9 protein-coding genes are annotated in these 15,455 nt (G+C 66.9%); 4 read left to right on the top strand and 5 right to left on the bottom strand.

Annotation, left to right across the window (positions count from 1 at the left end):
- Positions 1-29: 29 nt before the first annotated feature.
- The 3 genes from ACGFIE_RS13645 to pglX form a co-directional block, all read right to left on the bottom strand.
- Positions 30-1,373, bottom strand: coding sequence for a serine hydrolase domain-containing protein (locus ACGFIE_RS13645; RefSeq protein WP_393294274.1), 1,344 nt, complete (start codon positions 1,371-1,373; stop codon positions 30-32).
- Positions 1,374-1,763: 390 nt separating this feature from the next.
- Positions 1,764-3,173: a hypothetical protein gene (locus tag ACGFIE_RS13640; protein ID WP_393294272.1), complete on the bottom strand. Its 1,410-nt coding sequence runs from the start codon at positions 3,171-3,173 to the stop codon at positions 1,764-1,766.
- Between the two features lie 111 nt (positions 3,174-3,284).
- Positions 3,285-6,569, bottom strand: coding sequence for a BREX-2 system adenine-specific DNA-methyltransferase PglX (gene pglX / locus ACGFIE_RS13635; protein WP_393294270.1), 3,285 nt, complete (start codon positions 6,567-6,569; stop codon positions 3,285-3,287).
- Positions 6,570-6,737: 168 nt separating this feature from the next.
- On the opposite strand from pglX, the gene ACGFIE_RS13630 reads away from it, so the two are divergent.
- Positions 6,738-6,941 carry a hypothetical protein gene (locus ACGFIE_RS13630; RefSeq protein ID WP_281601966.1) on the top strand — a complete coding sequence of 68 codons (204 nt, stop codon included), beginning with the start codon at positions 6,738-6,740 and terminating at the stop codon, positions 6,939-6,941.
- Between the two features lie 227 nt (positions 6,942-7,168).
- Here the strand turns inward: ACGFIE_RS13630 and ACGFIE_RS13625 are convergent, their stop codons facing one another.
- Positions 7,169-8,311 carry a DNA cytosine methyltransferase gene (locus ACGFIE_RS13625; protein WP_393294268.1) on the bottom strand — a complete coding sequence of 381 codons (1,143 nt, stop codon included), beginning with the start codon at positions 8,309-8,311 and terminating at the stop codon, positions 7,169-7,171.
- A gap of 289 nt (positions 8,312-8,600) precedes the next feature.
- Here ACGFIE_RS13625 and ACGFIE_RS13620 point away from each other — a divergent pair, with 289 nt between their 5' ends.
- The 3 genes from ACGFIE_RS13620 to ACGFIE_RS13610 are packed head-to-tail and all read left to right on the top strand — an operon-like array spanning position 8,601 to position 15,045.
- On the top strand, positions 8,601-10,220 hold the full coding sequence (locus ACGFIE_RS13620) for an RNA polymerase sigma factor RpoD/SigA (protein ID WP_393294267.1): 1,620 nt from the start codon (positions 8,601-8,603) through the stop codon (positions 10,218-10,220).
- On the top strand, positions 10,217-13,282 hold the full coding sequence (locus ACGFIE_RS13615; RefSeq protein WP_393294265.1) for a helicase-related protein: 3,066 nt from the start codon (positions 10,217-10,219) through the stop codon (positions 13,280-13,282). Before ACGFIE_RS13620 ends, ACGFIE_RS13615 begins: the two co-directional genes overlap by 4 nt.
- 11 nt (positions 13,283-13,293) lie before the next feature.
- Complete coding sequence (locus ACGFIE_RS13610) at positions 13,294-15,045, top strand: hypothetical protein (protein WP_393294263.1); 1,752 nt, start codon at positions 13,294-13,296, stop codon at positions 15,043-15,045.
- On the opposite strand, the gene ACGFIE_RS13605 is transcribed toward ACGFIE_RS13610, so the two are convergent.
- Complete coding sequence (locus tag ACGFIE_RS13605; RefSeq protein WP_393294261.1) at positions 15,032-15,448, bottom strand: very short patch repair endonuclease; 417 nt, start codon at positions 15,446-15,448, stop codon at positions 15,032-15,034. The two genes, ACGFIE_RS13610 and ACGFIE_RS13605, sit on opposite strands and share 14 nt — an antisense overlap.
- Positions 15,449-15,455 lie beyond the last annotated feature (7 nt).

Below are 15,455 nucleotides of genomic sequence, written 5' to 3'. Positions count from 1 at the left end.
GTCAGGTAGACGGACGCAGCGCGCCTCCTTCACTGGCTTCGCGCGGTCTGCGTGACCCCTTCCTGCCGCAGCTCCAGAAGGTAACCGTCGTCGCTCTCCCGGAACCGGACCTCCAGGTCGAGGCCCGGGTGCAGGTGGCGACCGTCGGGTTCGGCCAGCAGGGCCACCGGTGGCTGGCCGGCGGCGGCGAAGGTCAGGTGGCCGTCGGTCACCGCGATGTCGATCGGACAGTCGTCGCGCAGGAGGTAGCGGCCCGTCACGCCACCCAGCGGCGCGGCGGGGACGCCTGTGGCGTACCGGCGGTCGGCGGCGGCGCGGATGCTGGTCAGCAGCTCCCAGCCGTCCTCGGAGTTGGTCATCGCGGCGACCGCGGTGCCGCTGTCCGGCCACACGTAGGAGAAACAGGTGTAGCCGACGTTCAACCCGGTGTGCCCGAAACGTCGGTGCCCGGCGCGGTCATCGATCTCGGTGCCGAGCCCGTAGCCACCGCCGGCGATCTGCGGTGTCCACATCTCGGTGGCCAGGTCGCGGCCGAGCAACGTCGAGTCCCCCGCAGCCGCCCGGGCGATCTCCAGGTCGAGCCGGAGCAGGTCACTCGGGGTGCTCCACAGTCCGGCCGCGGCCGCCTCCGGCTGTACGCGCCAACCGCCGGGAACGCGGGTGCCGCCCACGTGGTGACCACGAGCCACCAACTGCGGTCGCTGGTGCGGAAACCGCTTGTCGAAGCTGCTGTCGGCCATCGCCAACGGTCGCAGCACCAGGGTTCGCATGAGGTCCTCGAACGGAGTTCCGGTCGCGTCCGCCACCAACTGCTGGAGCACCGAGTAGTGGCTGCCCGAATACCGGAAACGACTGCCGGGCAAGAGGGTCGCCCGAACCGGTGGGGTCGTCGTGAGGCCGCTGCCCTCCAGGACCTGGACCAGCGACGGGGCGCGATCTGCGGCGTAGCCGCGATACCAGGTGTCGGACAGACCCGCCGTGTGCGCCAGCAGTTGCCGGACCGTGACGCGGGACTGCCGACCCGCGCGGTCGAGCAGCTGCCACGAGGTGAGGTACGCGTCGACGTCGGTGTCCAGATCGACGACACCCTCCTGGACCAGCAGCAACGCGCCGAACGCGGCGACGTGCTTACTGATCGAACAGGCCGCGAACGCGGTGCCGGCCGTCACCGGCGCCGACGTCTCGCCACCCGTCACGCCGCACCCCGTCGCCCACACCTGCCCGCTCACGTGCCCGACGGCGATGCTGACCCCCGGCACCCGATAACTGCTCATCAGGTCGGTCACCGTCGCCGTGTCCGGCGAGAGCAGCCCGGACGTCACGTTCCGGTCGAGGTGGCCCAGCAACGAGACCCAGTCCGCAGAGAGATCCACGCCGTCGATTCTGCGCCATCGATCGAGGTCGCTGGGGTGGCGAGGCGACGCGGAGGAGCCCAGACATGATCCAGGGGGCATGGCTGATTAGCCATGCCCCCTGGATATCGCTGGTGCGCCGCCAGGGACTCGAACCCCGAACCCGCGGATTAAGAGCATAATCTTGGTCGAGTCGTTGCGTCCAATGGCGTCGCAGTAGTCCGTCTACTCGCGATTGCGGCCAAGCTCCGCCGTAACCCTATCCCACTCGTCCATCCGGGTAGCGGCTGGTCCACGGAGGCCGAGCACCCACCGATGCGCCCGTTGCGCGCCAACGGCAGCTGCGATTGAGCGCCCGCGGGACTATCGTCGGACTCGAGCGGATCGGGGGCGGTAATGAGGCGGAGGGACTCAAGCTGAGTCCGCCACCGAATTCTCTGGAGGCGCCTCAAAGAGGAGGTCGCCGGCCCGCTTGACCCGCACGCCTGAGCCGGGAATCCGCGATACCAACTCGCACATCAGGGTCTCAGCGTAGGAGCGGGACAGGTTCGTTGCGACGTACACGGGGCCAGCGGAGGTCTCGACCTTCTTGGGAAACCATCCCGGGGTCACGTCGCTTTGGTTCGTGCCGACGGCGCCCCTAATCGTCGTCGCCGCGGTGCCCTCGCGCTCCGCGACGAGCTTCACTAGGTCACGCACGGCTCGCGCGGCGGCAACGGGCCGCTGCGTTCCGTCTGGCGCTTCCAAAGAGTAGATTGCGAATCGGCCACGCACCCGGCGGAGCCGCAGGCGCAGGAGTTGCCGCCGGTCGGTCTCCTCGGCGGCCTCGACGTAGCGGTCGAGGAAGACGGCAAGCAGCTCATCGTCCAACCGCCGGACCCGGGTGGTATCGGTCGGGTAGTCCATCAGCCGGGCAACCTGGCCCTCATCGAGATTAGAAAGCGCCGCTTCCAGCTGGCCGATCGTGGTGACGCCCAGCGCGGCTAGCTGCTCGACGAGCACAACGAGCGACGGCAGGTCTCCCGGCTCGTCCCTCGGGAAGCGTTCGGCGATCAGCTCGCTCAAAGTATCTACGTCCAGGGGAGTCGGGTCGAGCGGTTCCGGCGACGGCTCCACCCCGATCACGGGCTCGTCTACCGGGGCTGCGTCGCCGACGTCTTGCGGCCGGAGCAGCTCCTCGATCCTGTCAAAGATCTCGTCCATGTACCGGCGCATGCCACCAGCCTCTACGAAGTACTGGTCCACCCGCCCCTTGTCCTCGGGCGTCAGCTCCTGGTATGCGCCGGACTTGTAGCGAATGTCGTGCTCGTACTCCGCCCACGCGTGACCCGCCACGCTGCGCACTTGGATCTCCAGGCCCTGGTACTTGCCGAGGAACTTCACGAGGGCCCCGAAGCGCCAGTGCACGTCGGGATCCTTGATGCCGGAGATGACGATGTGCTCGCTGTCGTAACCGTTATGCTTAGTGTCGCCAGGATTCTGCCGTTCCCGGAACTCGCAGCGGCTCACGATGAGGTCTGCCAGATCGTTGCGCGCCCGGGTGGTGTAGACGATCACGCGGGCAGCTACGCAGTCATGAATCTGCGCGGCGGGGTCGGTGTACTTCGGTGTGCCGTCGTCCTTCGCCTTCTCCGACTTCACCATGTATGAGGCCAGAGTCTTAGGACGTGCCTCCACGAGGTGGACGTCAATACTGGCGTCCAGCGCCAGCTCCGTGAGGAAGCGCTTTGTCTCCCGGGCCGCGTCGGCCAGGAAATCCTGGTGCTGCGCGTATTGCCACAGGTGAGAGGGGACCTGTTCGAAGCCTGTGATCTCGGACACCCGCGCAGAATACCCAAGCCCAGTCCTAACTGGAGAGCCGTCCGGCTGAGGATGCACGAGTCATAGCAAACGCCCGCGACGCCGAACGCGACCCGGCCCCCACCACATCGCTTAGCCGTGCTTGCGGGGACGCCCGCGCTTCGACTTCGGGGGACGCCAACCGCGTAGCTCCTCCTCCGTGGCAACCCACCGGACCATCAAGTCGTCAAGCAGCGTGCGGTGGCTCCGGTACTGCTGGTCGCTACACCATTGCTTCACCCACGGCAGTAACTCGAGCAGACCGGCGAGCAGCGGAACAGCGTCATCGCGAGTCAGCGCGGCTGACGCGAGGTCGGACAACACCATCGCCTGGTCCTCGACGGGCCAGCCGGCCCACCCCACCATGGCGCCCTTGATCGCGCCTCCCGAGCGCGCATAGGACACGAACCTTTCGCCAGGCACGTCGTACTTGCCGCGGTGTCGCCAATAGCTCGCCTTAAGGAAATCTGCGCTGCTGTATTTCGGAGGCAGCGAGACCGGCGCGGGAGGATCCAGGTCCTGTTCCCGCTGCAGCCGCCACGTCTCCTCCCACTCAGCGCGCTTCGCGATGCCTGAATCTCGATAACGTAGGGCGGAGAGATACGGAACGACCTCGTCTGCGAACAGACCCCTCACGACGTCGACCAGCGGTTGGCCCGGTGCGTACAGCTCAGCGGCCTCGATGACCGCTGGGTCCTCGCCCAGCAGCTCGGCGAGCTTCGTGATCGTTAGCGGTCGCGCCCACCTTGCGCCGTCTGCGTCGTCGTACCAGAACTCGGCCGTCTCGCACCTGTCGAGCAACCAGGTTCGCAGGGCGTCAGCCACCATGACGTCCCAGCCCGGGGAGGCCCACCGGCGTTTGAACTCCGGCTGTTCCAGAGTCCGTAACCGCCTGTCCTGCTTTATCGCATTGATGCGCCGCTTGACCACCTCACGGTAGGGCGCCGGCCAGTGCGCGGGCAGATCGGTGGTTGGAAGGCCGCCGTGCCGCGCAAACCAAGCAGTGTCCAGCTCGCCGGCGCCCAACTGTCGGGCCATGGCGATCTCGAAGGCTCGCTGGCCGAAGCTCAGTGGCGGAACGGCGGAGACAGCGGCTAGCAGGCCCTCGTCCTCGGATACGCCATACCGGAGGTAGACCTCCCAGTCCAGCTCCTCCTGCAGGGCCACCATACGGGCGCGGATAGCTTCCCAACGGGAGCGAGCCGTGGAGAAGCCTTCGCGGCTCGGAGACCGGTGGCTGAGGACTGCCGCGGGGGCGGCCTCAGACAGCTCCCGGGCGAGCCGGTCCAACTCATCGGCATACGTCGTGTGCAGCTTCTCGGGCAATGGGAGCTCACGCAGCCGGGTGGCGGCGATCTCGTAGAAGGCGTCCCAGTGTTCGCCGGTGCCGGTCTGGTCGAGGCCCGGCTTTCCCTTGCTGTTGCTGCCCTGCTTCAACCAGAAGCAGACCGAAGAACTGTTGAGCCACGCGGTCAGGTCGGTGCGACGCTGTGCCGGCGCGTCGGGGGGAAGCTCGATGATCGGCGCGGATTGCAGTGGCACCTCATCCCTGTGCAGGGAGGCGAAATGATTGTGGGTGGCGATCCAGGAATACGTGATCAGCCGGTCGTGCGTGCCCCTCCGACCAACGAATTGATGCCAGCCGTACCAGGGTCTTCCGCTGTTTTCGGGAGATCCCTCGAAACCGGACGGGCGGTTCTGCAGCACCAGACTGTACGGCCACAGCCGTCGTAAATGCGCGGGATGTTGCTCGATCGAGATGATGTTGCCCGATGAATCGTACGGGCAGAAGGCGTAGCGGTCGGCCCGGGCGTTCCAGTCCCGGACCTCGGAGCCGGAGATCACGCCCACGAGGGCGTCATCAGCAGGAATTCCCAGCGTCGCGAAGGTGTGACGTGCCGCGGTGAAGATGTCATCCGATCCCGTGTTGGCGAAGTATCCGATCCGCACCACATAGTCGTTCAGCCGACGTGGCGCACCGGCGATCTGCGCAAGGACCTCGTCCGCCTCGCTTGTAGCAATCCTCAGCGGAAACGAACGGAGTTGTTCTCGGCTGACGTAGCGAGACGCCGACCACGTGTCGGCGTGACCAGGATGGGCCGTCTGTCGCAGCAACGATCGCCAGACCGGCGCCTGAGCGGGCTCGGAGGGGACGGCCGGCTCGCCACGCAGACCGGACACGGTGAGCACCAGCGCCGTGTCACGAGGCGGCTCGTTGCGTCCGATCAATATGACAGTGGGTGTGCCGTGGCCTGGAATGAACGCGCCCGAAGTGTCGATGATGTGCGTGAGCGCGACCCGGTGCCCGAAGAACTCCTCGACGAGCCTTCGACCGAACTCGCGCTTCATGAACGAGTTGGACGTCAGCTGACCGATATGTCCACCGGGCCGCGCCAACTGGAAGAGCCTCTGCGAGAAGGGGATCGTGAGGGCGTACCTGCCGACGCAGGCGTCGTACCGGGCGCGGTAGACCTCGTCGATGATCTTGTCCCGGACGGTGGTGTAGGGCGGATTGGCCACCACCACGTCGTAGTCGCCGCCGAAGGGGTCCTCGACCAGCGAATCGGCGACGGCTACCGAGAACCGCCAGTCGAACCCGGCAACCTCGCTGAGCCTCGTGGCGCCACACGCGCGCACCGCAGCCATGAGCAGGCGGAAGCGGGTGATAGCCACAGCGAAAGGGTTAAGGTCCACCCCGTGCACGGACCGCAGCGCACGACCGACCAGATCCTCGACAGCAACCGTGGGGGCGGCCCGTCGCCAGGCGGAAAACAGCCGCGTGAATGCCTCCAGGACAAAATGCCCCGACCCGCAGACCGGATCCATCAGGCGGAGGGCCTCATGCCCACGCTCCTGGATGGCAGGTTCAAGCGTGAGATCCAAGATGAACTCGGTGATGAAGGCAGGCGTCTGCAGCAGGGCGTACTGCTTGCTGGCACTCTCATCGATGACTTGGTAGAGGTCGCCGAGGAAGCGGGTATTCAGGTCAGCGACGGCTAGGTCGTGCGCCTTGCCTCCGGCCGCGTCGGTGCGGTTCCAGAAGGCGACCAGTTGGCTGGCCATCTGTTCCGAGATCGGCAGGTCGAAGAGCACGTTCTGCCCGCGCTCGAACAGTCCAGTTCCCGGATCGACCGCAGCGAAGGCCTCGAACCGGGAGAGGAGCCAAGGCAGATGCTGGCCCGGCATCGCAGGTGGCAACGGTCCATCGATCAGGCGGTTGTCCTCCGCGAACCGCACAAACAGGGTGCTCAGCGCCCACGCGACCGCTGCATGGTCGACCTGCGCGTCCGAGGCTTCGCTGACCCGGGTTGCGCGTAGGTCCTCTTCGACAAGCCGCACGAGCCGGCGCAAAGGGGTGGATAGCTCCACGGTCGACACGTGAGACTCGCCTCCTCGAATTTTTGAACCGTGTTAGAACTTCCGCTACTCTACCCTCACAGCTTCCCCTCTCCGCCGCACGCCGTTCGCCATCGACAGGCGCTGACGTGCCCCGGTGCCCCACAAGCACCCGGGAACAGCCGGAGGCCACGAAAGGACGGATCGGCAATGACTCCTCCGACGCGCCCCCTCTGGCTCGCGGTGATCATCATCTTCAGCCTCATGGTGGGCGCGGCCGCCGGGCTGTTGACAGGGATGAGCTCGAAAGATCCGGTCGACGGGATCTTGACCGGAGCCGCCAGCTTCACCGGCACCGTGCTCCTCCTGCTGGCGATAGCGGCGTTCCTCACCTCGTCGCCGGGCCGGCCCTGAGACTCTGGATGCGCAGCCGATGAGCCGCACACAAGCGCCGCTGGGCCCGGCCCAGCGGCGCTCGTTGGTAGGCTCACTCGGGTGACCGAAATACTCGCTCGCCCTGCCCACCCTTTTGATCACCGTGACTACGCGATGCCTCGTACTCGCTCGAGCCGACGCGACGGCGATCCATCAAGCAACTGGACGAGGATGACGGGGTTCCCTGTTTCGGCTGGCCTACCTCGTCACACGGTCGCGGAGGGCGACGGCACCCGGCCGGGAAACTTGGCAGAGGTACGTGGATCCACAACTCGCCGATGAGTTCGCTTGACGGGTGCGTCCACGGACCTCACATGCTGCACGATCGCTTCGCCTACTGCTTGGGCGAGCTTCGGAGGTACGGCGTTGCCGATGAGTCTTCCCAGCGAAGCGAAGTGCACTGGCTTTTCAGGCGCCACGAACTCGTAGTCACGCGGGAAACTCTGGAGGATCGCGGCTTCGCGAAGGGAGATTGCCCGGTCCTGTTCAGGGTGGCCGAACCGACCGGCTCCATAGTTGTAGGACAACGTCGTGATGGTGGGTGAGGGTTCGTCCCACGTCATCCGAGCGTAGACGTTGCGGAACGTGGAGCCGGAGGACTTGCGGTGACAGGGTGCCCGGAGCTCTTCCCGCCAGTCCTCCCAGGTGCCACCCGGCTTCGAGCTTCTGATCCGCTCGAGGTTGACGTCCGTCAGAGTGCGGCTCTTGTGGAGGCGGTCACCCTGGTCGGTCTCACCGTGCGCGAGGGGAGGAAGCTGGCGAATCGCTTGTTCGACGGTGAGATAGTCGTCTGTCCCGACTTTGCCCTTGGGTACACGGATCTCGCCGAGGAGTGAGGCGACGAGGACCATGCGCCGTCTATGTTGAGGAACTCCGTAGGCCGGGCAGTGACAGGATTCGTACTGCACCCGATAACCAAGTTCCTCGAGCTTGGCAACGAACGCCTTGAAGATCGGAGTGCTGCCGATGCGAGGAACGTTCTCCATGGTGACGACCTCGGGCATCGTGCCCTCGACGAGGCGGCTGACCTCGTCGATCAGCGGCCATTGGGCCTCTCGGGAGGTGTCGGTGCCGCGACGGTACGAGGAGAACGGCTGACAGGGAGCGCAGCCAGCCAATACGCGGATCGCCCCTTTCGGCCACATGGCCGACAGCTCTTCGGCTCCGAGGTCGCGCACGTCCTTCTTGTGGAAGGGCGCACGCACGTTGGCCTGGTAGGGGTACTCGCACGCCGGATCGATGTCGACGCCTGCGGCGATGCCGATGCCCGCCTCTTTCAACCCGTACGAGAGGCCCCCCACTCCGCAGAAGAGGTCGACTGCGGAGATCTGGACGGTGCGCGGGGCCATGCCAGGACTGTAGTGGGTCGACTGGCGTCAACGCCGACCGGCGTCGACGGTCGAACCTTCGGCCCCGGTTCGGCGACGGACGGTTGGATCATGGACTGCTACCCGACATCGAGGCATTCCGAGCACTGGATGACTGGTAGGAAGGCTGGCACACGTTCGCGACGACGTTCGTAACTTCTCGAAACCGAAGTAGGGCGACGCATCACGACGACTAGAACATTTGTTCGACTCGTCCGCTTCTGTCGCACTCCGACTTTATGCTCGGATCCTCGTGGAGGAGGGAGGGCCCATGGCAGCAGCCACGCGGTCTCCGGCGCCACCGTCCAGCAGGCTCTCTCCAGTCCTGGTCGACGAGCTGCGGGGGATCATCGAGCGCCACGACAAGGACCGAGCCCAGTCCTTGGTGGCGGACTTCGCCGTCCGTCACCGCCTCACCCACAGAGACGTCGACGCCCTGCTGGTGATGCTGCCTCGGCAGCGCCCTTCGAACTCCTCGGTCGCATCGCCCACCCGTCGTGAAGTCCCTGCGTCTGCTTCGCCCGAAACCGACCGTTCGGTAGTGTCCGATGACTACGCTGCGCCCGCTGCATCCCACGGATCCTCGCCTGCCTCCAAGGCAGACGCCTCTCGGTCACCCGAGGAGGAGTCAACAGACGACGGCCCGGACTGGATGTTCGGTGAGCCACCCGACCTACCGGCCTCTCCGGCATCGGACGAGGCGGTGGACAGGGCCTTCGAGGATCTGCTCGGTGACTGGTCACGCACCGGTGGGAAGCTGACGCACGCCGACGTCGCCATGCTCGTGACACGACGGGCTCTGTCCGTCAGCCAGCACGGCGATCTGCTGTGTCTGTTGGACGGCGCCGGGGTCGGGCTGCCCTCCTCCCGTGACACGGGCCCGGCCCGGTCCGCTGACAAGGGCTACGAGCATCACGGGGACACGATTCGTCAGTACCTGAAGGCTATCGGCCGGTACCGGTTGATCGGCGCCGGACGGGAGGTGGAGCTGTGGTCGCTGATGAAGCAGGGCAAGGCGGCACAGAGCACGCTCGAGGCCGACTGGAACGAGCTGTCGCGCACGGAACGGCGCTCCTTGCGCCAGCGGGCCCAAGAAGGCCGTGACGCGCACGCCGAGCTGGTGTGTGCGAACCTGCGGCTCGTGGTGTCGATCGCGAAGGCCAAGCAGTACGACGGCAGAGGTCTCGAGTTCACCGACCGGATCCAGGAGGGCAACCTGGGTCTGATGCACGCCGCCCATCTCTTTGACGGCTCGAAGGGGTACAAGTTCTCTACCTATGCGACGTGGTGGATAAGGCAGCACATCGAACGCGCCATCGCCAACCTTGGCCGGACGGTCCGTCTACCCGTCCACTTCGTCGAGCAGATGCGGAAGGTCGACAAGGCCGTCCGCAGACTCACGGCTCGGCTCGATCGGGCGCCCACGCTGTCGGAACTTGCCGAGGAGACGGGACTGGATGCCGGCAAGGTGCAGGCCGTGTTGGATCATCGGCGTCCACAGGTCAGTCTCGACGATCTACTCGGTGACGAGGGTGACCTGCGACGGTCGGACATTCTCGTCACCGAACAGGAGCGCGACGGCCGCACCGACCCGGCGGAGATCGTCTGCCACGCGATGTTCCACGCGGACGTCGAGCGCACTCTCCAGAAGGTACTTCCCGAGCGAGCCGTGAGCGTGCTCCGACGACGGTTCGGCCTCGGCACCGACGAGCAGGAGACCCTCGACGACATCGGAGTCGACTACGGTGTCACCCGCGAACGGATCCGACAGATCCAGGTGAAGGCGTTGAAGACGCTTCGGGAGCACAGAGCCGCTGCGGCGCTGCGGGCGTACGTGACCGATGCCCCTCTGACCGAGATGTCGCGGAACGGTGACGAGGAGAAGGCGTGACGAGCTACGGCAAGGGCCAGCCGTTGACGGAGGCGTGCGACCGGTTCGTCACCTGGCTGGACGGTCGGGTGGTGGCGGCCGGCCGGGGTGACGGCTTGGAGCGGTTGGAGGTGGCACCCTCCGGAACGTTCTGGCTCGGCCGGTTGGCCTGCGAGGACGAGGTCCGCAAGGGCGCGGGCGACGACCGATCGGAGCGCCTGGACCCGTGCGCGATCGGTATCCGGTTCCGTCCGGACGAGGCGCCACCGTGGTCGGCGACGGTGACGGTACGGGCTCGGGCGTGGGTGAAGGATCCGAAGGACGGTCCCGATCCCGAGCGCCGGTGGTGGCGGACCGGTCTGGTCGAGGAGAAGGTTCCGCTCGTGGTCGACCGGGCCGGCGGGACCTTCGGTGCCAAGCAGTTGCAGGACGCTTTCGCAGCGGTGGGGGAACCCGGATTGAGCGCCGAGGTACGCGTCGAGGTCGAGGACTGGCACCGCCGTCCCGAACTGGTGGTGCAGTTGGTGAACACCAGCCCGGAGAAGGCCCCAGGCCTGACCGACCCCCACCTCTACGAGACGCAGTTGGAGGTGACAGGGCTCGGCACGGTGCCGTTCGAGCTGGAGGCCCTGCCGGACAGTTTCCGCTACGACCGGCGGGTGCCGGCCTACGGCATCAACGTGGGCGTCGAGGTGGTGGCCCCCGGGGTGTTCCGCACCACCGACACCGTCGGTGTGCAGACCTTCCGGCCGGAGTACTGGAACAGCCCCCGTCCCCAGCCTGATCTTTCGTTCGCTCGCCTGGCCGCCGACCCGATCCCGGTCCTCACCGACCTCGTGGACGCGCTCGACGAGTACGACCAGAAGCACTGGTCTACGGCCGCCCTGGACGGACGCCACCTGGCCGACGGCTGGACGGACGCGATGCGTGCCGAAGCAGACCGGTCGGCCGCTGACGTGTTCGACGAGCTCGCTCGGCTGCGTGCCGGCCTGGAGCTGGTCCGGACGCGTCCGGAGATCCGACGTTCGTTCCAGCTCATGAACGAGGCGATCGGGCTGAGCGCCAAGGGACGTGGCTACCAGACGTGGCGGGCGTTCCAGGTGGGGTTCCTGCTCTCCGCCATCCGGTTCCTCGCCGAGCCGGCGGAGGAAGCCGATCACGTCGACACCGTCTGGTTCGCCACGGGCGGCGGCAAGACCGAGACGTATCTGGGCCTGCTGCTGACCACGGCGTTCTTCGACCGGCTGACGGGAAAGCGTACGGGGGTGACCGCGTGGTCGCGCTTCCCGCTGCGTTTGCTGAGCCTGCAGCAGACACAGCGTTTCGCCGATGCGCTCGCCGGTGCGGAACTGGTCCGCCGGCAGCAGGAGGATCTCCGGCGCAGCGCTCCGTTCAGCCTCGGCTTCCTCGTCGGTCAGGCCGGCACCCCGAACAAGATCGTTCCCAAGCCGGAGAACGACGAGACCGGGCCGGACAGCCCGGGCATGCCGGAGAAGTACCGGGTGCTGCTGCACTGCCCGTTCTGCCGTGACGAACGGTTGACCATGAAGTTCGACCGCAAGCGATGGAAGCTGGAGCACCACTGCACCAACCATGCGTGCCCCTGGCAGCGGGGGCCGCTGCCGGTCTACGTCGTCGACCAGGAGGTGTTCCGCTTCCTGCCGACTGTGGTCGTCGGCACGCTCGACAAGGCGGCGTCGATCGGTTTGCAGCAGGCCATGCGGGGTCTCATCGGTCCGCCGCAGAAGCTCTGCTCCGAAGAGTGGCACGGCTTCACCTATTCCACCCGGTCGAAGTCCCCCAACGGCTGCCTCGTTCCCGACTGCCAGGGCACCCTCAACTCGCTACCCATGGCGGCGGAGCGCTTCGGTCCGTCACTTCGTCTGCAGGACGAGCTGCACCTGCTACGCGACAGCCTGGGCGCAGTCGACTCGCACTACGAAAGTCTGTTGGACCACCTGCAGGACAAACTGTGCGGCACCCGCGCCAAGATCGTTGCCAGTAGCGCGACCCTGACCGGGTACGACCACCAGATCAAGATCCTGTACCGACGCAAGGGACGCGTCTTTCCGCAGCCGGGGCCCCGCGCCGGCGAGTCCTTCTGGACCGCTCCGGAGGCCGCCAAACTACGGCGTTTCGTCGCTGTCGCGCCGCGTGGTGTCACGATGGAGCACGTCAGCGACCGGACCTTGGACGCCCTGCAGCGATGCGTCCGGGAGCTGCTTGACGATCCGACGACCGTGTGTGCGGAAGCCGGGATCGATCCGGTGCACGCGGAGAAGCTGCTGAGCATCTACGGCACCGACGTCGTCTACGGCTCGACTCTCTACGACGTGGAGGCAGCCGGCCGGAGCCTCGGCAGCAACAACACCGTCGACGGCATCAACGTCGAGCAGCTGACCGGTCAGACCGACTTCGACGAGGTCCGGAACATCTTGGAGCGGTTGGAGAAGCCGGAGGAGGCATTCGAGGACCGCATCCACGTGATCGCCGCCAGCTCGATGCTCTCCCACGGTGTCGACGTCAACCGGCTCAACACGATGGTCATCCTTGGCCTGCCGCTGACCACGGCCGAGTTCATCCAGACCACGGCCCGCGTCGGTCGTCGTTACCCCGGCCTGGTGTACGTCCTGCACAAGATCGGCCGTGAGCGCGACGCCCAGACGTTCCGCCACTTCGACAAGTACGTGAGCCAGGGCGACCGGTTCGTCGACGCCATTCCGATCACCCGCCGCAGCCGGCGCGTGTTGGCCCTCACGATGCCCGGCGTCGTGGCGGCGCGGGTCCTGATGCTCAAGGAGCCGGCCAGCAAGCAACGGCTGAGCACACCGGCGAAGCTCCGACAGTACGCCCGCGACGCCGGACTCACTCCGGCCGACGAAGCGGCGTCGGTGGCGACCGTCCTCGGGTTCGACGGACCGGAGGACTCCCTGCACCAGCAGCAGATCGTCGAATGGGTCCGGGAGTGGTTCGCCGACCTCGAGGACCCCGCCAGCAAGGCCAGGTTCATCGGCGAGATCGGCAGTCCGTCCCCGATGACGAGCCTGCGCGACGTCGAGGCCCAAGCCCCGATCCACGACTGAAGGCGGACGAGATGACGATCCTGGGATCCCGCAGCGGCAGCCAGATCCTGCGGACCTTCCTGCCAGCGCAGACGGTCGACCTGCGCGGTGACATCTACCGGGTCGACGAGTGGTCGGCACCGAGCCCGATCGACGTCGACTCCGAGCTGGTTCGCTGGAGCCTGCTGAACGAGATTGCCGTGTGGAGCGCCAACGACAAGGACAGCGGCATGGCCGGCGACTTGCTGCGCAAGGTGCCGGTGGAGGTGGTCGAACTCGACGAACGCCGCGGCGTCACGGTCGAGCGATACCCGCGAGTCTGGCTGTGCCGCGCCTGCAAGCGCATCGGGAAGTCCGAGGACGCCCGATGCAAGTGCGGCAAACGGGCCTGGGGGCAGTTGCACTTCGTCGGCGTGCACGAGTGCGGAGCCATCACCGAGCCCTGGATCAGGCGCTGCCCCCAGCACGACGACGTGCAGGTGGTCATCCCGAAGAGCGCCAAGGCGGCCGACATCAAGTTCGTGTGCCCGACCTGCCGCACGGAAACTATGCAGGGGCAGGGGCTCGGCCACGGGCGCAAGTGTGCGTGCGGCGACGGCAACGTGCGATGGAACGTGCACAAGGCCCGCATGGTCTACGTGCCGCGCGGCATGGTGCTGATCAACCCGCCGCGTCCGGAACACCGGGAGAGCCTGAAGCTCGCCGGCGGCTCCCGAAAGGCCCTCGTCTGGGTGGTCGAAGGCCTGACCGCAGGCCGCCCTGCCGACGTGGCGGCGAAGCAGACCCGCAAGGACCTTGTCGAACAGTTGATCTCCAACGGCATGGCTCCCGACATCGCCGAACAGATGGCGGACCTGGCCGAGGCGGGCGGTCAGCTGGCCGTAGCCGGGGACCACCCGGTCGACCGGCTGTCGACAGCGCGCCGCGAAGTGGCCGAGCGGGTGGCCGTCGACATCGCGATGGCCCTGGCGGAGAGCCGGACACCGACGACAGCCCTGCGCGCGCCCGAGCCGCACGACCCACTCGAGCGGCGCTACCGGGAGGCCTATCCTCCGGCCCTGCGCCGTGCCGGCATCGACGGGCTCGACCTGGTCGACAGGTTCCCGGTGCTCAACGCCATGTACGGCTACACCCGAGGTGACGACGATCCGTCGAAGTGTCGGCTGGTGCCGTTTCGGCGCAAGCGCAGCGGCTATCGGCTTTACGGCAACCTGGCGGAGACCGAGGCCTTCCTGATCCGCCTCGACCCGGTACGTGTGGCGACATGGTTGTCCGGCCGAGGTTACCGACTGCCCGGCTGGACCTCCGAGCCGACCGACGCGCTCGCGGCGCGGGTGGCGATCCTGGAGTCGGCAGTGATTCCCACCAAGCGCGACGATCCCAAGGTGGAGTCCGTCGGCTCCGACGTCCTCAAGCTGATCCACACGTACGCACACCGGTTCATCCGGCAGACGGCGGTCTTTGCTGGCATCGAGCGCGACGCCGTCAGCGAGTACCTGGTGCCCGAGCACCTCGGCTTCTTCGTGTACGCGGCCGCCCGGGGCGACTTCGTGCTCGGCGGAATGCAAGCGGTCTTCGAGTCCAATCTCGACGATCTGCTGACCGCGTTCGTCGACGCCGAGCACCGGTGCCCGCTGGACCCGGGCTGCAGCATCGGCAGCGGCGCATGCACCGCCTGCGTACACCTCGGTGAGCCGTCGTGCCGATTCTTCAACCGGTTCCTTGATCGCGGCGTGCTGTTCGGAAGGGACGGCTTCCTGCGTACCTCGGTCACCGCCCGATAGTCGTCACCCGGCGTCGCCACTCGGCCTGGACCAGGTCGGCGGCAGCGTCGATGGCTTCGTGTTCCCACACGTGCAGCACGACCCAGCCAAGCTCGGCGAGAGCGGCGTCCTTGGCTCGGTCGCGGGCGACGTTGCGGTCGAGCTTGGCCTGCCACCACTCGCGGTTGTTGCGGGGAACGGTTCCGTGCTGCGGACAGCGGTGCCAGAAGCAACCGTCGACGAAGACGGCGATCTTGGCACGGCTGAAGGCCACGTCAGGCCGCCCGGGCAGGTCCGGGTGGTTGACCCTGAACCTCAGCCCCCGCCGGTGCAGCTCACGGCGGAGTGCCAGTTCGGGCTTGGTGGACGTGCGGGGCTGGCGGCGCATGCGGACCGACGTGGCGGCGTCGAGCGGTGTCGGCACAGTCGAC

It is taken from the genome of Micromonospora sp. NPDC049275 (assembly GCF_043197115.1).
Lineage (GTDB): Bacteria > Actinomycetota > Actinomycetes > Mycobacteriales > Micromonosporaceae > Micromonospora.
This window is presented reverse-complemented; position numbering and strand designations above follow the sequence as displayed.